This is a genomic window from Citroniella saccharovorans, from assembly GCF_035481615.1.
GTDB classification, from domain to species: domain Bacteria; phylum Bacillota; class Clostridia; order Tissierellales; family Peptoniphilaceae; genus Citroniella; species Citroniella saccharovorans.
Genome location: NZ_JAYKOT010000001.1, coordinates 250,934 through 272,606, shown reverse-complemented (window position 1 = coordinate 272,606; position 21,673 = coordinate 250,934). Strand labels below are relative to the sequence as shown.

Sequence of the window (21,673 nt, the reverse complement as noted above, 5' to 3'; positions counted from 1 at the left end):
TGTAGAAAAATTAGCTTATGCTTTAATAAAAAGACTTCCCTTCTCTAAACAAGTTACTAAGAACTAATATTTATAAAGCTAAAGCATAGATACAATAGCTTTGCCAAATAGATGTTTTAGTTTTACATAAAAAGCCTACTACTTAGACTAAAGAAAAATTATTTTTTAAAGAGTAAATTCTATAAAGACCTTTAAAAATAATTCGTATTTTACCCATAATAATAAGCTAGGATAAAAATTACTATATAGAGGAAACTCCTTCCTTACTTAAAACATATTCATATTCTTTTTCCTTAACTACAACGCTTTTAGCCAGATAATCTGTAATAGATTTATTTTCATCATTAAAAAATATAAGTAGGGCAAAAAGGTTAGTTGGGAAATTTAAAAGTAGAAATCTAGCAACAACTTCTCTAAATATAATATCTAGCAAATTAAAATCATCTTTTTCATAAATTACCTTAAGACCCATAATAATTTTTCCAATGCTTTGTCCTTTTGTGAGATAGGAGCTTATAGAAAAGTATAGAAGAACTATAATAGTAGAAAATGCGGCTCCTAGTCTTGTAAGTGGATCAATAGAAAAAATATTAAAAATTATAGATTTTATATTAGATGCAAGGAAACAATCTATAAGAAAAGCTATAAATCTTAGGGAAAATCCTGCATATATAAAAGAGCGAGATTTGTTATATAAACGCCTTTCATATTCTTCATCAAGACTAGATTTGTTAAAGAAAGTTTCTTCAGACTTAGATTGAATATTTAGATCCTCATTACTAGCTTCTTCCTTTTTCTTATTACTAGATTCATAAATTTTATCATCATCATGAAAAGGATAGATAAATTCTATATCTTTTTTATCATTTAAATCATTTAAAATCTTTTTATTTTCATCAGACATTATATACCTCCATAGATCATAAAAGGTCTATCTGCATTTTCTCTAGAAGATATTATAGATTTTACACTTTCTAAATCGGACTTTTCATTAGGAATATATTTTAAAAAGTCTAAAAAAGGTAATGAATTATAAGAATATTCAATTATACTTGCATCTTCAAGATGGTTATCGTGAGTAAGTGCATTAAGTGAGTCCTCTTCATCTCCAATTTTATCGATCATTTTATACTCTAAAGCTTTTTGAGCACTGTAGATTCTACCATCAGCAAATTTCTTAACTTCTTCTTTTGAGAGCTCACGGCCATTTGCTACAATATCTACAAATCTATCATAAGATGAATTTATGAAATCTTGAACAATTTCAAGCTCCTCAGAACTTGGTTCTTTGTAAGGTGAGAGCATATCTTTATTTTTGCCAGATTTTACAGTTACTGCTTTTACACCATATTTTTCCATAAGACCAGAAAAGTTCATTGATTGCATAATTACCCCAATTGAACCAGTTAGAGTTTCTGGATGGGCGTAAATTTTATCGGCATCAGAAGTTATATAAACTCCTCCAGAAGCGCAAATAGTGCCCATTTGAACATAAATAGGTATATTTTTTTCCTTAAGCTTCAAAATTCTTTTTCTAATTTCGCTTGACTCGTAAACTCCTCCACCAGGACTATTTACAAAAAAATATACACCCCTAATCTCATCATCTGAAATAGCCCTATCAAGAGATTTAATAAGCACGCTGTAGCTATTTGAGTTATCTTGAAGATAATTTTTACCATCATCAGCAATAACTCCTTCAAGGCTAAGTTTTAAAATTTTGCCATTTGTTCCAGCCTTTATAATATTTTCATTAGACTTATCTGAAAGCATATTATCAAAAGTATTTTTAAAGTCTTCATTTTCTTTCTTTGGTATTAGAGCATTTATCAAAATTATTATAAGACAAAGAATAATTGCTCCGATCCTTTTTGAATTCATTTTCAAGCTAATAATCCTCCTATTAATTAAGTATATTAAAATAATCTTCTACGCTTTTACCCGAATCTTTAATTTTTTTAGCTAAGTTTTCACCCACATACCTAAAATGCCATGGCTCATATATATATCCTGTCTCACTAACCTTGTCTTTAGCATATCTTAAAATGAAACCATATTTATGGGCATTTTCATTTAAGAAATTAAAAGATGGTGTATTTTCAAAATTAACACTTAAATTTTCTCCATACACAGAAAAATCAAATGCAAGTCCAGTTTGGTGTTCTGAATGACCAGCCCTAGCAGAGTAGGTGTCAGCGTAGTCTCCATCTTCTCTATAATAAGAAGAGAAAAGATTTTCTTGATAGTCATAGCTCCTAAAGGAAGAAATAATCTTTAATGATAAATTATTAGCCCCCATATCAGCTATCATTTTATCAAGTTTCTCCTTAGCTTCTTCATTTACTCCAGGGTTAAAATCGCTTGGAAGATAGTAATTTTTATTAACAATTAGCATTCCTCCAAGTACAAATAAACATTTTTCATCTTCAATTTCTAAAAAATTATCTTTTTTTACATAGTAAAAATTCCCCTTGTACTTTACCTTTAAAAAGCCATCTAAGTCTCCATAAATTTCAACATATTTACTATCAATAGTTTGGCTAGACTTACTAGACTCATCAAATGGCTTTAAATAAAGTGGACTTGACTTAGTCTGAATCATATACTTTTGAAGATCTGAAGGAAAGTCTTTTTCTGAAAAAATATTTTCCCCCTCACTTAAGAGAAGAAATTTATCTTTTAACATAGAGTTATCCTTACTATTTAAAAAAAGAATTATTTCTTTAGAAGTATAATCATCTTTAAAATATTTTCTTAAAGCCTGATATTCTTTTTTATTTTCATCGGGGTCCTTAAGAGAATTTAAATCTACTATCAAAAGATTTTTCTTAAAATAATTAAAATTTTCTTCTAGTTTATTCTTCTCTCTATTTGTTTTAAATAGATTGGATAAATAATCATAACTATAAAAAGTCTTGCTATTTAATTTCTGATTTTTAAAATTCATTTTAAATGTATTATCTTTTTTATCAAAATAAATATAGTTTTCATTTAGCTTATTATCTTTCCCATCAAGTAAGAAGATAAGATCATAGTAAGAATAGTCACAAGAATCTATATTTTTTTTCAAAAAAATATTTGAAGAGAAAAAACTAGTATTTAGATTATCTCCTACAAATAAAACCTTCATTTTATCATTTAAATCCGAAGCAAAATGAATTTCATAATCATCAGAAAAAATATTTCTTTCCTTAGCAAAAGATGTGCTAGAAAAAAGTCCAAATACAAGAAAAATAAAAAGAAAAATTTTTTTTATTAAATTTATTTCCATACAATCACCAACTTGATTATATCATAGATATGACCCCATATAAAATGATAGCTATATTATAAAAAATTTTATAAAAATAATAACTGCGGGGAAAATTCCATACTCTATAGTTATTAAACATCTTCCTTCCAGGTATCGAAAGTATCTTCCAGACACTTAAAAAAATCATCTCCAGGGCGAATAATATGCCTAACCCAATCTTTTTCTATTTTCCAGAGATTTGCCTGAACTGTAAATATACTTCTATCTGTAATTTCAAAAATTCTCTCCCAGCTATCTACAATTCTTTTTTTAACATCATCAAAAGCTCCAATATATTTTCTATCAAAAATATCAAAAGTATGTTTAAGACCCTTAGACCTTAAAAAATCTTCAAAATCCTTTCTATCATCTTCATCTTTTGCAATATATTGATTATTTAAGACCATATCCCACCTTGCTCCATCGAAAAAGATAATTTCATCTTCAGGAACACTCAAGGCGTAAACTACCTGCTTTTCAATTGGCTTTAAACAGTTATACTTTGACACGCTGCACCATATGGGATACTCAGTATCCAGATCACGTTTAATTTTTCTTTCAGCCATCTTAACAAAAAGATCATATTTTTCTAAAAAGAAGGTTGAAGTATCAAGCAAGTGAAGCTCAACATAGAGTCTTTTATTGGTTATTCTGTTTTTCCTTTCAAGTTCATATAAACTATTTTCATGCTGCCTTGTATATAGATTGACATACTCCATACTTACACCCCCATGTATTTATTTTATACCCCTAAGTTTTATAAAAGCTAGGCATATAGTATAATAAATATAGGTGATGTAATGAAAAAAAGAAGTTTTTTTACAATTGTAATATTAATCTCTTTTATACTGCTAGGCATTTATAAAGAAACAGATTTTATTAATAATATAGATAGAGGAATTTTATCAAGTATTCAAGGAATTTTTTCATCAAAATTAATTCTTCCAGATCTAATAACCTCAATTGGAAACCCAGCCACATATTTTATATTGACTCCAATATTTTTAATAATTTTTATGAGGAAAGAGGATAGAAGGGGAGCTAAAACAATTCTTATTTCAGTTCTAATCTCGACTATCCTTATGCTAAGCTTTAAAAATATTTTTAAATTGGAAAGGCCAATTGATTTTATGAGAATTGATCAAAATGGTTATACTTATCCTAGTGGCCATGCCCTAGTTTCAAGTGGAGTATATTTTACTATATATAGGATAAGAAAATTTAAAAAACCCTACAAATATTTTTTCCTTCTTCCAATACTCATTGGCTTAACAAGGCTAATCCTTGGCGTGCATTATCCAAGTGACGTTCTCATGGGAATCCTACTGGGATTAGTGGTTTCATCTTGGTCGATATATTATTATGAGGAAAATTTTTCGATAAGTAAAATTACTTTTAGCAAACAAAAATAATCTTTAATAAAAATTTTAATAAAAAATATTAATCATACTTTTACAAGAAGAGTATTTGTAGTATAATCATAGTGTAATTTATTTTTTATGGAGGATATTATGAAAAAAGTTTATGAAGGAAAAACAAAAGACGTTTATGAATTAGAAAATGGAAATTATGAACTAAAATTCAAAGACACTGTAACAGGAAAGGATGGAGTTTTTGATCCAGGCGAAAATCAAGTAGGTTTAACTATGGATGGAGCTGGAGATGCAAATTTAAAACTAACAAAATTCTTTTTTGAACTTCTTAACAAAAGAGGAATTCCAACTCACTATGTAAACTGTGATATTGAAAATAAAACAATGGAAGTTATAGCTGCAAAACCTTTTGGAAAGGGACTTGAAGCTATCTGCAGATACAAGGCTGTTGGTTCATATTTAAGAAGATATGGTCTTTATATAAAAGAAAAAACTGATCTTCCAGGATTTGTAGAAATTACTATTAAAGATGATAAAGCAGGAGATCCTCCAATCAGTCCAGAATCTCTAGAAATTCTTGGCATAACTTCATTAGAAGAAACTAAAATGCTTTATAAATTAACTAAAGATATTTCAGATATTATTAAAGAAGTTTTAGCTGAAAAAGACCTTGAACTTTATGATATTAAACTTGAATTTGGTAGGGACAAAGAAGGAAATGTTATTCTTATAGATGAAATTTCTGGTGGAAATATGAGAGTTTATAGAGGAGACGAATATATAGATCCACTTAGACTTCCTGGCCTACTTTTAGACTAATAAAATGTTATATATAAAAATCTATTCTAACTTACTCTTAAATCAATCAAATCTTATAACAAAATCCCCTCAAATTACTTTTTTAGAGGGGGTAGGGTTTTTATTTGCAAATTTACTCATATTTTTAGGCTTCTTTATATTTCATGAGCTTGGACATTATATTATGGGTAAAAGAAATAATTTTGAGTTTTTTAGTTTAGATTTTTTATTTTTTGAAATAAGAAAAATAGATAAAAAAATTAAGTTAGCCTTCCATAAGGATTTACCCTTCCCTGGAAGGCTAACTATGCTTTCAAACAAACTAGCTACTAGCGATAACTATATTCATTATTATATGGGAGGCTATTTATTTGAAGCTTTATACATAGCTTTTCTTTCATTATGCTTAATTTTAAGGGGAAAATATATCTATCTTATTTCTATTATGACCTACTATCTAATTAGATATATATATTTTTCTACAAGAAAAGAAGAACTCTTAAGTCTTACAGATTTTACTTATATAAAAATGTTTAAAGACAGAAAAGAAGCCTTAAAAAGCGATGGAAATTATGCCCTACTTCAATTAGTATCTGGGATGAGACCAAGAGATCTGGATTTTAAAAGGGACGATTTTAAAAAAGATATTTTTAAATACTATTACTATCTTGATAAAAAAGAATATAAAAAGCTCTCATCCTACCTTAAAGATTTATATATAGGATCGTTTGGCGAAAATATGGTTAATAAGCTTGCAATATACTACGAGCTTATATTTTATTACTCTTTTATAGAAAAAGATAAGTTTAAAGCCTACAAGTACTATAAGGAAGTTGAAAAAGAGCTTGAACAAGACCTTGATGTAAATTCTCTAAGGATTAGGGCTTATTATGAGTATTATATACAGATTGACGAAAAAAAAAGCTTTAAAATTTATAGAAAAAGCTGTTGAAATGGCACCATCTTATCCAATAAAGGGACTTTCAATAATGGAAGTTGATTTATTAGAAGAACTTAGAGAGGAAATTTTAAAAAATAAACACAAAAATAGAATATACTTATAAAATACTTTAAATTGGGTATAAACTATAAGAGGTGTTTAGCTTATGAAATTTGATTATAATGCTCAAGTTAAAAGACTTGTTTTTTATTTTAAAAGTGGAGAAAAAGAAAAAAAAAGATTTATGTATAGGAGTAGAGTTTGAGCATTTTGCCATAGATAATGAAAGTCTTGAAACTAAAACTTACCATGGAAAAGATGGCGTTGGTGAGTCTCTTGAAGAAATAGGGAAAATGGACTCTTTTATGAGATTTGAAAATGACGGATACCTTCTAGGCCTAACTGCTGATGATTTTGAAATATCAACAGAGCCAGCTGGTCAATTTGAAATATCAATTTCAAAGAAAAAATCTATAAAAGATTTAGAGAAAATATACTTAGATTTTATGAGAAAATATTTGAAAGTTTTTAAAGACAAAAACCAATCGCTTGTAGCCATGGGCTACCATCCAAATACAAGTATCAACGACTTTAAAATCTCTCCCAAAAAACGCTATGAGTTTATGTTTAACTATTTCAAAGATAAGGGAACTATGGCCCATAATATGATGAAGGGAACCTCATCTGTTCAAGTTACTATAGATTACTTAAATGAGAAAGATTTTGTAAACAAGTACAAGGCTTTTACCTATCTTTCTCCTATTTTATATGCCTTATTTGACAATAGCTATATATTTGAAAAAAAGCCTCTTGAGACTTATGCAATAAGACAGGAAATTTGGGAAAACACAGATCTTGCTAGATCAGGAGTCTTAGAAGAAGCCTTCCTAGAGGATTTTTCATACGAAAAATATGCGGAATATATACTAAATAATAATACAATATTTATTGATGACGAGATGGGATTAAGATCAACTGAAAATAAACTTTTTAAGGAAATCTTCGATCCAGAAAAAGAGGGAACGAGTGATATTTTCCATGCTATATCCATAGTTTTTCCAGATGTCAGACTTAAAAGATATATAGAAATTAGAATGATGGATGCAGTGCCATACCCTCTTAATTTTTCAATCGTTACCCTCATAAAAGCTCTAGCCTATAAGTCTGGTAATATAGAAAAAATCCTTAAAGAATTTAAGGGAGTCAAATTTTCTGATTTAGATAAGGCCAGGGGAGAAATAAGAAAAAAGGGAATAAATGCAAAATATTATGGTAAAACTATCTTGGAATGGGGAAAGTTTTTATACGATTTAGCTGAAAATAGCCTTGATGAAGATGAAAAACCATATTTAAAAGAGTTCAAAAAAATAATAGATGAAGGCAAAAGTCCAAGAGAAAAATTTAAAGAAATATATGAAGAAAAGTCTTTAAAAGATGCAGTAGAAAGTGAGAAAATTAATGTTTAATCAACAAATACTAGACGATTATTTTAAAATAGTTTATGAAATGGAGGACATAGCAAAAGAGGATTTAAAACTTTTAAGGAAAAAGGTCAGTTCATCTACGGCGACCTATCATGGCGAGCCAGTTCCTATAACCTATCAGCCAATGCTTCTACCTAAAAAGACTGTTGATGATTTTAGGAGAATTTCTAAAATACTTATGTCTATAACTAGAAAGGTAGTTTCTAAATTTTTGGAGGATGAGGATTATAGAAAGCTCTTTCATTTTGATAGTGACCTAGTAGATTATATTCTTATGGATCCAGCCTACAGCCTGCCAGTTCCTATAGCTAGATATGATTTATTTTATAATGAAGCTGATGATTTTATGCTCTGCGAATTAAATACTGATGGATCAAGTGCTATGAATGAAGACAATGTACTTGCTGATCTTTTTATTGAAACGGAGGCAATGAAAAAACTTAGTGAAAATTACTCTATTAAGTCTTTTGACCTATTTACTCCATGGGTAGAAAAAGTTATTTCTTTTTATAAGGAAAATAAAAAAGAAGATCTTAAAAATGTAGCAATAGTAGATTTTATAGACAAGGGGACTGGAACCGATTTTAAAGTATTTAAAGAAAAGTTTGAAGAAAAGGGTGTAAATTGCAAGATAGTAGACCCTAGAGATATTAAATATAAGGACGGATCAATTTACTTTGAAGATTTTGAAATTCAGCTAGTTTATAGAAGGGCTGTTACCAGAGATCTTTTTGAAAGAAGAGAAGAGATTGGGGAATTTTTAAAAGGATATAAAGAAAATGCTTTTTTAATGCTTGGATCTTTTAGGTCACAAATAATGCACTCAAAACTAATTTTTAAGGTATTTAGAGATCCTAAGACAAGGGAAATATTAAGTGAAGAAGAAAATGAATTTATAGAAAAAAGAGTTCCATTTACAGATATATTTGATAATAAGGACGCCTACTATAAAGTTTTAGAAAACAAAGACAAATATATATTAAAGCCATTTGATGGATATGCTTCAGGAGGAGTTGTTGCTGGAAGAGAACATTCACAGGAAGAGTGGGAGTATATTCTAAATGATATTTTTGGCTCAAATTATATATATCAAGAGTATTTTGAACAAGAAAAGATGGATTTTTTAGTTTTAAAAAATGGAGAATTTGTAAATGTTCCCCAAGCTAGAGTTTTCGGCCTATTTATTTATATGGAAGAATTTGTTGGACTCTACACTAGAGTTGGAAATGAAGCTCTTATTTCAGGAGCAAGAGAGTATATAGTAACTCCTAGTTTTGAGCTTTCTGACAAGTAGAAAAATCTTTTAATACTATAATGACCAATATTTTTACAATATAGATATAAAACTAAGGATGCTAAGCTAATTCTTAAAGCCTAGCATCTTTTTTATTAATTCTATATTATTGTATTTAGGAGTATAAAAATATAAAAATTCAATAAATTTATAGAAGTTCAAAAACAAAATATATGGCTTATGGAAAATATAAATATTTTAAATATTCCAACTTAAAAAAAGACTATAAGTAGCTAATTAAAAATATAAATTTTTTATATAAGTAAAACCCTCTCTTATCTTTTGGATAAAAGAGGGCTAAAATTTGTTTATCCTAATCTATTTTAAGCTAAGTTTTACTTAACTTCTTTATTTTTTAAGATGATACTTCCTCCTATGAAAAAGACTATTGTCCAAAGTAGGAGAATAGATAAACTAAAATATATATTGTTACTTTCAGGTCCACTCATAAAAACAATACTTCCATTTGCAATTTTACTTGCAGAAATATGTGTAAATGGGCTAAAGATAAGTAGAGGATTTTTAATTATAGTATTTATATAGAAAAAACCAGCAGATAGAGAAAGGGTTAATAGCAAAACTTTTATTTTTTCTTTTACGAAGATAGAAATAAAAGTACCCATACTACATAAAAAAGCAAGTTGGAAGATATAGCTTATTAACAGCCTTAGATTATATTTCCAAATCGGAATAAGTTTAAAATAATCTCCATCATTTAAAATAATTTTTTCTCTACATCAACATCTTTAATATATTGCACAATAGGGAAATTCAAATCCCCCAAACCTTCTGTAACTAGTCCAAAGGCGAACAAAATAATAAAGATTAGCCCCAAAACAATTAGGGATAGGAAAAAAGAAGTGAAAAACTTTTTAATATGGTATTTATTTCTAGATATTGGCTGAGTATATAAAAGTTCAATTTGATTTCCATACTCCCTATCATAAGAATATCCTCCAATAGAAATCATACAAATTAATCCTATAACAATAAGATCAATAGGGTAAGTTCTTTCAATTCTTCTAGGCAAATAAAAAGCCGAATGAGAATAAACATTATCATTTCTATATTCAGATTTCCATATATCAACATCTTCTAGGGAAGACATAAAAAGTTCATCTGAAATTAAAGCAGTTTCGTTATTATTTTTTGCCATAGACTTATATACTTTTTTAGATTCAAGATAGGAAGGCTCAGTATAATTTCCAGATTTAATATAAGATGAATAAATATTTTCATTGTTCATAATTTCATTTAATTTGTAGTTATAAAAGCTACTTCCATCTCCATTAGAGTAGAAGTCATAAGCTTTTAAAGAAAGATCATAAAGCTTTTTAAATTTCTCTATATCTTCATCCCACATTTTCTTTTCTTTTTTATATTCTTCGCTATCTATTGAAAATCCAAGATCCTCCCTATAAGATTTTAGATTCATTTCTGCTGTAGACTTAATAGAATCTAATTTTAACATAAATATTATTGGCAAGTTTTCCTTATAGTCTTTAGCAAATTTTTTATCTTTTATAAAAAATGATAGGCATAAGATTATAAATATCAAGAATATAGAATATATAAACTTAGAGAAATTTTTATCTTTTAATATTTTAAAAAATTCAAAAGCCCAGAGAGAATTAATAGTAAATTTACTATCTTTTTTCTTTACAAAGCTTAAGTCTCTTTTTGAGATTAGTAGAGATAAATAGCTCATGAAAATAGAAATTAAAAAATAAATATAATAGACTCCAAAGTTAGATTTATCTGTATATTTGGTAACCCAGTTACCGGCTTTATTTATGACTGAAACTCTGCCTAAAATATTATCCTTATAATTTATAGCAAATAGAGGATTATATATAACTTTAAAAGAATCAAAAGATTTTGTAATTATACTTAAAATAATGAAAATCCCAGAAGTTATTATTATAACGCTTAAAGAATCCTTCATTTTTTCACTTAAGAGTAATATTAAAGAGCTGTAAAAAATAACCATAATTATATAGGCTAAAAAAATTTTTAAAAGGAGCTTATAAGCATAAATATAGTATAGATTTCCATCAGTTGAAAAGATTCTGTAAATTTCTAAATGTCCATTATACCACTTTTGTCCCATTAAAAATCCAATTATTATTGTAAATAAAACCACGGATAGAAAATATATAATAGCACTTAATAGCATAATTATTTCTTTAGAAAAAAGAATTTTTATCTTATTTATTGGCTGAGTTTCTAAAAGTACTATATTTCCTAAATTCTTTTCTTTGGAAATGGTTGAAGCAAATGAGATCAAAAGTAAAAAAATAGGTAAAATACCAAAAAATATAGGGCTTAAAGTTATAAGAACCCTCATAGGATTAGAAGAATAAGAGCCATAAACTAAATCAGTTACCCTAGTATCATTTTCAATCATCTTTTCAACTTCAAGATCAGTCCATTTAAAATCAAGCCTATCTGCTAAAGGTGTTTCTATAGACATTTTCTCTAAAAGTTTTTTATTTTCATTTATTTGTTTAATAACAGACTCTCTTATATCAAAAGCAGTTTTTTCCTTGTCATTGTTATTTTTAGCATTATTTATATCCTTATAAAAAGCCTGCATAATTATATTTTGACTCACTCCATATTCATCCTTTTCTTCATTTGTAAGCGAAGAATATTCGTCTGAATATATGTCAATACCAGAGTAGATATAGGATAGGGCAGTATTTTGATTATTAATATAAGAGTCAATAGCAAAGTTATTCGACTTATAAGTAATAAAGGAAACTAAGAAAGCACTTATAATAAATAACAAAAAAATTTTCTTTTTGTTAGTCTTTATAAATTCAAATTTAAACATAATGTCCCCTTGATAAAATAATTAAAGCTAATCTGCTAAAAAAAGTATTCCTGAATAAGTAAGAAAATATTTATTTCCAGTATTCTTTAGACTTTTAAGCTTTAGACTTCCTTGATAGTAGTGACCGCTTCTATAAACTCTTCTATATATGGTGCCCTTAACAGCTATAGAGTTTGACTGATAAAAAGATTCAATATAAGGTATATATTCTCTAACTGGTGCCCTAAGAATAGTATTTTCGGATTCTACCTTAGCAAGCACAGACTTAGAAGGGCTTAGGCTAGTAGCAACTAAAATAGCTGCAAGTAATAAATTAATTTTTCTTTTCATAAAAAAACATCTATAATAAGTATTTTTATAAAGAGAATATAATTCTCAAACTACTTATTATATTTCTCTTTATATGATTATATTATCATATTAAACTAAAAAACTCAATACTATTTCTAATATATTTTATTAAAGTAATAAGAAAATAGAAGACGGATAACAAATAAAAAGATGGTATTTATATAACTTAAAATTTATTATAAAAAATATAATAATCTTGAGGTTAAATAAATTTATATTTTTAAAGATTTTTATTGATTATAGAACAAAAAAATAATTTTTAAATTTATTTTCTATTTAATCTTCTTTAATTAATAGTTGAAAGATTTAGATCAAAAATTTTATACTTTAAAAACTTTCTATTATCTGAATTTCTTTATTTTAATATCTATAGGTTTAGTTTTATTATAATATTTGATATCAGAATATACTTTAATTATCTATTATATTTGGTTTCATAAATCAACTAGTATAAAAGTGATTTAGTATAGGATATTTAAATAAAACCATAGAATTAATTTATTTAGATAAAACACTATTAAAAAAAGTTTATGTATGCTATAATATTAAAGAGGTGATTAATATGACAGTAAAAAAAGTTTCTTACAAAGATTTAGAAAAAGAAAAAATTGATAATGAAGACTTAATCGAATCTGCTAAAAAGGGCCTAGTATATGAAAAAGATGGAAAATTCTATACTTTTAAAATGGTAAGGGCGACAAAGTGCAGGATTGATGTTGTGGATGATAATCTAGATGAAATTTTGGAAGAATTTAGAAAAGATTTTCCTTTTATGACATATATCTGCCAAAAGGACGAGCAAGTTAGAAAATTTGATAAAATTGCTAAAAAGCGTGTTAAGATAGAAACTCTTCTTCCAAGCAAGATTGAGCTTGACAAGGAGGAGGTAGACGCTATGAAATCTTTCCTTTCTGAAGCTATTGTTATTCCTTGCATTGATACAGAAAAAGGTCCTGTAATGTGTGCTCAACACGAACAGTTATATTATATTGATAGTAAGAAATATAAAAAAATTGATATAGTGTATGTTGATGAGGATAAAAAGATTTTAAAAGCTAGAGAAAAGGCTGAAAAAGCTGGAGTAAATAATATTAAAGATTGTAAACTCGTATAAAATATCTTTAATTTTAGGTTAATTAATCATTAAAAGAATTTATATCTAAAATAACATTTAATTAAAAGGTGTATATGTTTCTTTTGGAAAAAACATATACACCTTTTATTTATTATAAGGCTTATAATTTATTTTGATTGAAACTCTTTTTTGAAATAATCATATTAGTATTATTAGTTTAATTAAACTGTGTTTTATAATGGATAACAAAAAAAGTAGGATAAGCTTCCTATCCTACTTTCTGAGCCTTGCCTGACACTTGGGGCAAACTTTTATTTTTTTATTAAAACATGAGAAAAATAGTTTACTTTCACAATCTGGACACTTGTAACTCACTATAAAATATATAAAAAGTCCAAGGGATATAAAAAAGATTATTAGGCCCAGGGTAACTTTTTTTAAATAAATAGAGAAGATAGTAAATATTATTAGTCCTAAAACAAGTGAAATTATAGCAAAATTAGCATAATTTCTAACCTTTCTAAATTCCATTAAGGTTATATCTTTATCTTTTTTGAACATATTAGAAGTTCTCTTTCAAATAGTCCACTACTTCTTCCATTTTCATAGCTCTTGAGCCCTTAACTAGAACGTAGTCCCCTTCAAGAATCAATTCCTTAAGTGAGTGAATAAGTTCTTTTTTGCTTTCAAAGAAGATGGCTTTATTTTCTCCTAAAACTTCTTTAGCACCTCTTATTATTTCTTTTGATTCATTACCTGTAGCTAAAACAAGATCAATTTCATCTGTCAAAAAGTCTTTGACCATATAGTGAAGCTGTTTAGAATTATCTCCAAGGTCTAGCATATCTGACAGGATAAGAATATGCCTTTTAGGATCCTTATCTTCTAGTAAGGTTTCTATTGCCGCCTTTAAATTTTGAGGGTTTGACTTGTAGCTGTCATCAAGTAGCTTTATTTTTTTTAATTTAATACAATCATTTCTCATTTTTGTAAATTCTGTATTATTAATCGCATCATTTATTTCTTTAGTATTAAGATTAAAATTTTGAAGGACAGCATAAGCCATGGCGGCGTTATATACTTGGTGGTCACCTTTTAAATTTAAATTTATTTCTTCCCCATTAATTTTAAAAGATGTACCCAATTCTGTTTTTTCTACATCTTCAATTAGAAAATCTGAACCTTCTTTTTTCCCAATAGATTTTATATCCAGCCCTTTAAGTATTTCAAGTGTTTTTTTTTCTTAGAATAGGGTCGTCATTGTTGTAGTAGAATATTCCTGAATCTACAAAGCCTTTTACTATATCTAACTTTTCTGTAGCCACATTTTCTTTTGTTTTTAAAACATTTAAATGTGAATCAGCTATATTTGTAATCATGGCATAGTTTGGCATACCTATTTCTGTTAATATCTTAATTTCACCAAAGCTTTCAGTTCCCATTTCAAGAATTAAAACTTCCGTATCTTCTTCCATGCTTAGTATTGTAAGAGGTAGGCCAATGTCATTATTTTGATTTCCCTTAGTAGCGTGAGTCTTATATTTAGTTTTAAGGCTTGAATAAAGCATATCTTTTGTTGTTGTTTTTCCATTAGATCCAGTAATTGCTATAACTTTTGGATTAACTAATAGTCTATAGCCTCTAGCTAAGGTTCTTAGGGCGATTTTAGTATCGTCAACTAAAATTATTGGAATATCTATATTTGGAAGTTCGTGTTTTTTATCCCAAAAAGTAGCATAGGCTCCATTTTCAATAGCTTTTTCTATAAAATCATGGCCATCAAAATTCTCCCCAATAATTGGCATATAGATATTGCCCTTATTTAAAGTTCTGGTATCTATTGAAACTCCATTAATATCTATATCTACCTGTCCAGCTTTAACTAAAAGTTCTCCTTTAGATAAGTCTTTTATAAGGTTTAAACTCTCTTTCATTATAGGGACCTTTGTATCTTGCTTTTTTCTTCAAAAGCAATCAGAGAATAGTCAATTAGTTTATCTAAAATTTCAGTTAGAGGAATATTTCCTATTTTTTCCCAGCTTTTTGGAAATAGAGAAGTAGGAGTCATACCAGGAATTGTATTTACTTCATTTATTAAAATCCTACCAGTTTTTTCTAGAAAAATATCTACTCTTGAATAAGCGGTAAGTCCAAGTGCCTTAAAACATTTAACGGCAGTTTTTCTTATTTCATCTTCAGTTTTTTCATCAAGGTCTGCCCTTGGATTTATAATAGTTGTTTGGTCAAAATATTTTGAGTTGTAGTCAAAAAATACATGGTCACTAACAATATGTTCTCCAGGATATGCTGCTACTGGATCATCAAGTCCCATTACTGATACTTCAAGCTCTCTTCCATCTATAAATTCTTCTACAAGAATTTTATCGTCATATTTTTTAGCTTCTAATAGGGAGTTTTTTAATTCATCCCTATTACCCGCCTTATTTGCTCCAACAGAAGAACCTGCATTTGAAGGTTTTACAAAAAGTGGATAATTAATTTCTTCTTCAATTTTTTTAATTTCAAGATCAATATCTTCTTCGATATTACTCTTAAGTACTGCTAAGAATTTAGCTTTTTCAAAACCCATACTTGTTAATACTTCATTAGTAGTTATCTTATCAAAGGTAATTGCTGAAGCCTTTAGAGAAGAACCAACATAAGGAAGATTTAGACTGTCGAAAAATCCTTGAAGTGTTCCATCTTCTCCCATAGAACCATGTACTAATGAAAACATTATAGAATCATCCTTAAGGGATTTAAGGAAATCTACTATTGTTTCAAGAGGTTTTTTACTTGATGTAATAACTAGATCCTTTATATCTTCTACACTACTCACCTTTTCAAGACTTAAAAATCTACCTTCTTTGTCTATAAAAACAGGGTATATGTCATATTTTTTATTTAAACTATTAATTACATTTTTAGCACTCATTAGTGAAACTTCGTGTTCTACACTTTTTCCACCATAAAACACATATATATTTTTAATCATAATAACCTCCTTATTTGTCAAAACTATTATACTACATAAAGGCCCTATAATCTATTATAAAAAGTTTCTATATGTTTTTTAATTAATATAAGATTTATCCCAAAAGGCTAAAAAGTATATTAATTTTCAATTATCTTTGATACAATGTACATTGAGGAAGATTTTTTATAAAACCACTAATAAATAAAAATATTTAAAAAAATAAATTATAGATAAAATTAAGGAGGCTTTTTGTGGATATTACAAAAGATAAGCTATTAGAAAAGCTGGAGTTTTTTTCAAATTTCAAATTCAATAAAAATTATAATGATTTAACTAAAGAAGAGAAATTTGTAGCCATAACAGATAGTATTATGGCCCTTACTTCTAAAGATTGGACAGACCAGCTTGGTAAAAAAGCTAGGCAAAGAAAGGCATATTATTTTTCTGCTGAATTTTTAATTGGAAGAAGCCTAGGAAATAATCTATTAAATTTGGGAATATATGACTTAGTTAATTCTATTTTAGAAGAAAAAGGGGATAGAATTAAGGATATTGAAAATGAAGAAGAAGACGCAGCTCTTGGTAATGGCGGTCTTGGTAGACTTGCAGCCTGCTTTTTAGAATCAGCAGCAAGCCAAGGATTTAATTTAGATGGATATGGGATAAGATATAGTGAGGGCCTTTTCAAGCAATTTTTTAAAGATGGCTTTCAAGCTGAAGAGGGAGACGACTGGTCAAGTTTTTATAATCCTTGGTCAAAGAGAATTGTTTCAGATGAAAAAATTATAAAGTTCAAAAATCAAACAGTAAAGGCTTGTCCATACGATATGCCTATTTTTGGATATAAAAATGGACAAATTAATAGACTTAGACTGTGGCAGGCGGAGGCTGTAAATGAATTTGACTTTAACCGCTTTAATAATTTTGACTATGATGGGGCGGTAAGAGAAAAAAATGAAGCTGAAGACTTAACCAGAGTTTTATATCCTAACGATGAAAGAAGAGAGGGAAAACTACTTAGAATTAAGCAGCAGTACTTTTTTGTTTCAGCATCACTTCAAGATATAGTTTCAAATTACAAGAAAAATTTTGACGATAAAGAATTTAAACATTTTCATGAATATGTAAGTATTCAGTTAAATGATACCCACCCTGTAATTGGCATACCAGAATTAATAAGGATATTATTAGACGAAGAAAAAATTTCATTTGAAGATAGTTTTAATATTGCAAGAAAAATATTTAATTTTACCAACCACACAATTTTAAGAGAAGCTATGGAAGTCTGGTCAGTAGACTTAATAGATGAAACTAGCCCTAGAGTTCTTGAAATAATCCAAATGATTGAACAAAGACTTGTAGAGGAGCTTTATAATAAAGGCTTTAAGGAAGAGGAGATTAATTTTTTAAGAATAGTAAAAGATGATAGCATCCACATGGCAAATCTTGCAATTTTTGTTTCCAACAAGGTAAATGGAGTTGCCGAACTTCATACAAATATTCTAAAAAATGAAACCTTAAAAGATTGGTATGGAGCTTATCCTTATAAGTTTACCAATAAGACAAATGGAGTAACTCAAAGAAGGTGGCTTATCTACTCAAATATGGAGCTTAGTGATTTTATCGATAGAAAGCTAGGTTCAAATGAGTGGAGAGAAGATTTTTCTAAGATAAAAGAATTAGAAAAATTTGCCGAAGATGAACCTTCTATAAGAGAATTTTTAGAAATTAGAAAAAAGAAAAAGATTGAACTAACAGAAATTATAAAAGAAACTACTGGAATAGACGTTGATCCAAATTCTATATTTGACGTGCAAGTTAAGCGTCTACATGAATATAAAAGGCAGCTTTTAAATGCCCTACACATTGTTTACCTTTATCATAGGTTAAAGGAGGATAAAAATTTTATAAGCGAAAAAAGAACCTTTATATTTGGAGCCAAAGCTGCACCAGCTTATTTTAGGGCAAAAGCTGTAATTAAATTTATAAATGAAATTGCAAGAGTTATAAATAATGATAAGGATATAGATGGAAAGATAAAGGTTGTTTTCTTAGAAAACTTCAGAGTTTCTCTAGGAGAAAAAATTTATCCAGCCTGTGATTTTTCAGAGCAAATTTCAACAGCCGGCAAGGAAGCATCTGGAACTGGAAATATGAAATTTATGATGAATGGTGCTATTACAATAGGAACTTATGACGGTGCAAATGTAGAAATATTTGAAAAGGCTGGAGAGGAAAATAATATTAGATTTGGAAAGACTGTAGAAGAGCTTATGGAAATAAAGCCTAACTATGATCCATACAAGATTTACCAAGAAGATATATATATTAAAAATGCCCTTGACTCACTTATGAGTGGTGAATTTAAGGACAATGAATCCTATATGTTCCTTGATATATATAACTCACTACTTAAAAGTGAGGGAGGAGATAGGGCTGATAGATATTTTGTCTTAGAAGATTTTGAATCCTACAGGAAGGCCCAAGAAAAAATTTCTGAAGTTTATAAAGATGAGATGAGATTTGGAAAAATGTGCCTATTAAATATAGCAAATTCAGCTTATTTTTCTTCAGATAGGACAATTAGAGAGTATGCAGAAGAAATTTGGAAGCTAGAAAGTCACAATTAAATTTTAAGTTCAATAAATAGTATTTATAAAAAATCTAATTTTAAAAAATGTTAAATAAGCCAATAGGTAATTAATTTATTTTAATTATTTATTGGCTACTTTTTTAAAAACATAAAAAATGTCCCAAATATTATAAAATACTTGGGACAAAATTTAAAAAGATTAAATTGTGTGTTTTTTAAAAAGTCTACATTATTTTGATATAACCCAGAAAGGTCCACCATCTTGAGCAGCTCTAGAAGCCTCTCTTATAAGAGTGTCGGCATCCCACTTCTTGTAAATATTTTTTACATGAGCAGGATCAGATATATAGATTGAGTCATCATTTGTATAGTCAATTAGGATTATGAAGTGGCCAGTTCCTTCTGAGAAAATTCCATTGCCAGTAAGCTCCACTATTAAATTGCCCGCTTTTAATTCATCTAAAAGTTCTTCCTTTGTTGCAATTCCTAATGATTTTACTTTAAGTCCAAAACTTTCGCAAGTGCCTGGAATTATTTCGTGGAAAGCACCGCCACCAGAAGCTAAATAGCCTTCTTTATCAGCCCAGTCGGTCATACTAACCGGATCAAACTCGTTATCTGTAAGGGAAGAGATAATTGTCGCCATAACAGTTGGACCGCAAGCATCGGTTCCTATTGTAAATTTTGTATTTGAACCAAAAGGAAGGTCCTTCCATCTAGGATCTAGCTGATTGTAATATTTTAAAGGACCAGCAACTGAAGATAATTTAATATTATCGAAACTATTATCATCTGTTTCTTTTTCTAGGATTTTATTATTTTCTTCTTCAGTTTTTTTAGCAATATTATTTTCTTTGCTTTGATCTGGATTTATAGACTCTTTATTTTCTACAAATTCCTCACCATTATTTGACTCATCGCTTTCTTTACTATCTATTACTTTTCTAGCAGAATGTGCAATAAATGAGTTTTGAATATTTGGGGAAAAAAACTTAACACATAGGCTAGTTATTATAAATGCCATTATGAATAAAAATAAGCCTAATTTTAGTGGATGCTTCTTAGACTTTCTTCTATAATTATTTTTTTTATTTTTCATTTTATCTACCTCATCAATCATTATATAAAAATTAATAAAAAATTACAAGAAAAATTTTTCATCTACATAATTTCTACATAATTCATTTGTATAATACCTATTGTAAGGATGAGATTAAGAAGTATGAAGCTTTTAAGGAGATGATAATATGACTAATGAAAACTATGATAAGTTTGATGATACAAAAGGCTTAGATAATAATAGAGAAAATTCAAACGATGAATCCTTCACACAAAAAATTTATGATGATGAAGACTTTAAAAATAAAACATATGAAAGTTACAAAAATTATTCAGATTACGATAATCAAAGTAGTTATGTGGGTGATAAAGACTCAAATGATGAATATGACATTTTAAGAAAAAAAGAAAGAATGAAAAATAGAGAAGAAAAACTAAGGTCTATGATAAGAGAAGAAGTTAATAGAAAAAAATCACATCCTATCTTAACTTTTTTATTTTCTGTACTAGGATCTCTTCTCGCTGTGATCCTTTTACTAAACTTTGGACCTAAGTTTTTACCTGGAGTTTTTACTCCTGCTGCAAACGAAAGTCAAAATATTGGCACAAATGGTGAAAATGTTGTAAATATAAGTCCAAGTGAGGAAAAAAATACAGAATCTTTAGTTTATGAAAAAGCATCTAAATCTGTTGTAGGAGTTACTACAGTAATTCCTGGGGAGTCAAATCCATTTTTCCAAATGCCATCAGGTCAAGGAGTTGGATCGGGAGTAATTATGTCAGAAGATGGTTATATATTAACTAATTCCCACGTAATATCAGATGGTATGGCTCAGGATGTAAAAGTAGTATTTAAAGATAAAAACAAAGAACCAATGCCAGCAAAGGTTTTATGGTTTGATAAGGATATGGATCTTGCTGTTTTAAAAATTGACGCTCATGGCCTAACTCCAATTAGCCTTGGAGATTCATCTAAAATAACTGTGGGAGATAAGGCTATTGCAATAGGAAATCCTCTTGGACTAGACTTACAATCAACCTTAACTTCAGGTTATATTTCCGGTCTTGATAGGACTATTAAGGTTCAAAATGGACAAATGGATGGTCTTATTCAAACTGATGCGGCAATTAATTCAGGAAATTCAGGTGGAGCTCTTTTAAATAATAGGGGAGAACTTATTGGAATAAATACAGCAAAAGCTGGTGGAGCAGAAGGTCTAGGATTTGCAATTCCTATAAATGAAGCAAATGCAATTGTAAAAAAGATTCAAAGTGGATCAAACTTTGAACCAGTTGTAATGGGAATAAAATCAGTAACTACTGACTACTATAAGGGAGTTACAGGAAGAGATCCTGGAGTTGATAAGGGAATTATCGTTGTAGAAGTTGTTAAAAATTCCCCTGCAGAAGCTTGTGGTTTAAGACAAAATGATATTATAGTTTCTATTGATGATACAGAAATTTCATCAATGGGTAAACTTAGATCTAAATTACTCTCTTATGATTTAGGAGATAAGGCAAAACTAAAAGTTATAAGAGATGGAAAGGAAATGGAAATAGAAATTACATTTTCAGGCCAATTAAATTAGAGTGATTGAAGG

At 28.3% G+C, this 21,673-nt stretch carries 19 protein-coding genes; 8 read left to right on the top strand and 11 right to left on the bottom strand.

What is annotated here, in order from left to right; all coding sequences use genetic code 11:
- Nucleotides 1-241 precede the first annotated feature (241 nt).
- From VLK81_RS01270 to VLK81_RS01255, 4 genes are all read right to left on the bottom strand, one after another.
- Entirely contained in the window at nucleotides 242-904 is a 663-nt protein-coding gene (locus VLK81_RS01270) for an RDD family protein (RefSeq protein WP_324618703.1), read from the bottom strand.
- The gene (sppA, locus tag VLK81_RS01265) at nucleotides 904-1,881 is read right to left on the bottom strand and encodes a signal peptide peptidase SppA (RefSeq protein ID WP_324618902.1); all 978 of its coding nucleotides are present in this window, start codon (nucleotides 1,879-1,881) and stop codon (nucleotides 904-906) included. The genes VLK81_RS01270 and sppA overlap by 1 nt, the downstream gene beginning before the upstream one ends.
- A 22-nt stretch (nucleotides 1,882-1,903) precedes the next feature.
- A complete protein-coding gene (locus VLK81_RS01260; RefSeq protein ID WP_324618702.1) occupies nucleotides 1,904-3,271 on the bottom strand; it encodes a M15 family metallopeptidase in 1,368 nt (455 codons plus the stop codon).
- Nucleotides 3,272-3,384: 113 nt separating this feature from the next.
- Nucleotides 3,385-4,011 (bottom strand): DUF3841 domain-containing protein, encoded by a 627-nt coding sequence (locus VLK81_RS01255; RefSeq protein WP_324618701.1) that lies wholly within the window; start codon nucleotides 4,009-4,011, stop codon nucleotides 3,385-3,387.
- A gap of 81 nt (nucleotides 4,012-4,092) precedes the next feature.
- Between VLK81_RS01255 and VLK81_RS01250 the strand changes: the two genes are divergently transcribed.
- From VLK81_RS01250 to VLK81_RS01230, 5 genes are all read left to right on the top strand, one after another.
- A complete protein-coding gene (locus VLK81_RS01250) occupies nucleotides 4,093-4,704 on the top strand; it encodes a phosphatase PAP2 family protein (RefSeq protein ID WP_324618700.1) in 612 nt (203 codons plus the stop codon).
- Between the two features lie 99 nt (nucleotides 4,705-4,803).
- On the top strand, nucleotides 4,804-5,484 hold the full coding sequence (locus VLK81_RS01245; RefSeq protein WP_324618699.1) for a phosphoribosylaminoimidazolesuccinocarboxamide synthase: 681 nt from the start codon (nucleotides 4,804-4,806) through the stop codon (nucleotides 5,482-5,484).
- A 163-nt stretch (nucleotides 5,485-5,647) separates the two neighbouring features.
- The gene (locus tag VLK81_RS01240) at nucleotides 5,648-6,415 is read left to right on the top strand and encodes a hypothetical protein (RefSeq protein WP_324618698.1); all 768 of its coding nucleotides are present in this window, start codon (nucleotides 5,648-5,650) and stop codon (nucleotides 6,413-6,415) included.
- Between the two features lie 206 nt (nucleotides 6,416-6,621).
- The gene (locus VLK81_RS01235; RefSeq protein ID WP_324618697.1) at nucleotides 6,622-7,869 is read left to right on the top strand and encodes a glutamate-cysteine ligase family protein; all 1,248 of its coding nucleotides are present in this window, start codon (nucleotides 6,622-6,624) and stop codon (nucleotides 7,867-7,869) included.
- Nucleotides 7,862-9,181 carry a glutathionylspermidine synthase gene (locus VLK81_RS01230; RefSeq protein WP_324618696.1) on the top strand — a complete coding sequence of 440 codons (1,320 nt, stop codon included), beginning with the start codon at nucleotides 7,862-7,864 and terminating at the stop codon, nucleotides 9,179-9,181. The genes VLK81_RS01235 and VLK81_RS01230 overlap by 8 nt, the downstream gene beginning before the upstream one ends.
- Nucleotides 9,182-9,516: 335 nt before the next feature.
- Here the strand turns inward: VLK81_RS01230 and VLK81_RS01225 are convergent, their stop codons facing one another.
- The 3 genes from VLK81_RS01225 to VLK81_RS01215 all read right to left on the bottom strand — a co-directional run bounded on the left by VLK81_RS01225 (nucleotide 9,517) and on the right by VLK81_RS01215 (nucleotide 12,347).
- Nucleotides 9,517-9,804 (bottom strand): hypothetical protein, encoded by a 288-nt coding sequence (locus VLK81_RS01225; RefSeq protein ID WP_324618695.1) that lies wholly within the window; start codon nucleotides 9,802-9,804, stop codon nucleotides 9,517-9,519.
- Nucleotides 9,805-9,896: 92 nt separating this feature from the next.
- A complete protein-coding gene (locus VLK81_RS01220; RefSeq protein WP_324618694.1) occupies nucleotides 9,897-12,017 on the bottom strand; it encodes an ABC transporter permease subunit in 2,121 nt (706 codons plus the stop codon).
- A 27-nt stretch (nucleotides 12,018-12,044) separates the two neighbouring features.
- Nucleotides 12,045-12,347 (bottom strand): hypothetical protein, encoded by a 303-nt coding sequence (locus tag VLK81_RS01215; RefSeq protein WP_324618693.1) that lies wholly within the window; start codon nucleotides 12,345-12,347, stop codon nucleotides 12,045-12,047.
- 583 nt (nucleotides 12,348-12,930) lie between these two features.
- Here VLK81_RS01215 and VLK81_RS01210 point away from each other — a divergent pair.
- Nucleotides 12,931-13,482: a hypothetical protein gene (locus tag VLK81_RS01210; protein WP_324618692.1), complete on the top strand. Its 552-nt coding sequence runs from the start codon at nucleotides 12,931-12,933 to the stop codon at nucleotides 13,480-13,482.
- A gap of 523 nt (nucleotides 13,483-14,005) precedes the next feature.
- Here the strand turns inward: VLK81_RS01210 and VLK81_RS01205 are convergent.
- From VLK81_RS01205 to VLK81_RS01195, 3 genes are all read right to left on the bottom strand, one after another.
- Nucleotides 14,006-14,587: a glutamate ligase domain-containing protein gene (locus VLK81_RS01205; RefSeq protein WP_324618691.1), complete on the bottom strand. Its 582-nt coding sequence runs from the start codon at nucleotides 14,585-14,587 to the stop codon at nucleotides 14,006-14,008.
- A gap of 82 nt (nucleotides 14,588-14,669) precedes the next feature.
- The gene (locus VLK81_RS01200) at nucleotides 14,670-15,377 is read right to left on the bottom strand and encodes a UDP-N-acetylmuramoyl-tripeptide--D-alanyl-D-alanine ligase (RefSeq protein ID WP_324618690.1); all 708 of its coding nucleotides are present in this window, start codon (nucleotides 15,375-15,377) and stop codon (nucleotides 14,670-14,672) included.
- Entirely contained in the window at nucleotides 15,377-16,438 is a 1,062-nt protein-coding gene (locus VLK81_RS01195) for a D-alanine--D-alanine ligase family protein (protein WP_324618689.1), read from the bottom strand. The genes VLK81_RS01200 and VLK81_RS01195 overlap by 1 nt, the downstream gene beginning before the upstream one ends.
- 233 nt (nucleotides 16,439-16,671) lie before the next feature.
- Here VLK81_RS01195 and VLK81_RS01190 point away from each other — a divergent pair, with 233 nt between their 5' ends.
- Nucleotides 16,672-19,050, top strand: coding sequence for a glycogen/starch/alpha-glucan phosphorylase (locus VLK81_RS01190; RefSeq protein WP_324618688.1), 2,379 nt, complete (start codon nucleotides 16,672-16,674; stop codon nucleotides 19,048-19,050).
- 192 nt (nucleotides 19,051-19,242) lie between these two features.
- Here the strand turns inward: VLK81_RS01190 and VLK81_RS01185 are convergent, their stop codons facing one another.
- Nucleotides 19,243-20,112: a C39 family peptidase gene (locus tag VLK81_RS01185; protein ID WP_324618687.1), complete on the bottom strand. Its 870-nt coding sequence runs from the start codon at nucleotides 20,110-20,112 to the stop codon at nucleotides 19,243-19,245.
- A gap of 148 nt (nucleotides 20,113-20,260) precedes the next feature.
- On the opposite strand from VLK81_RS01185, the gene VLK81_RS01180 reads away from it, so the two are divergent.
- Entirely contained in the window at nucleotides 20,261-21,661 is a 1,401-nt protein-coding gene (locus tag VLK81_RS01180) for a S1C family serine protease (protein ID WP_324618686.1), read from the top strand.
- Nucleotides 21,662-21,673 lie beyond the last annotated feature (12 nt).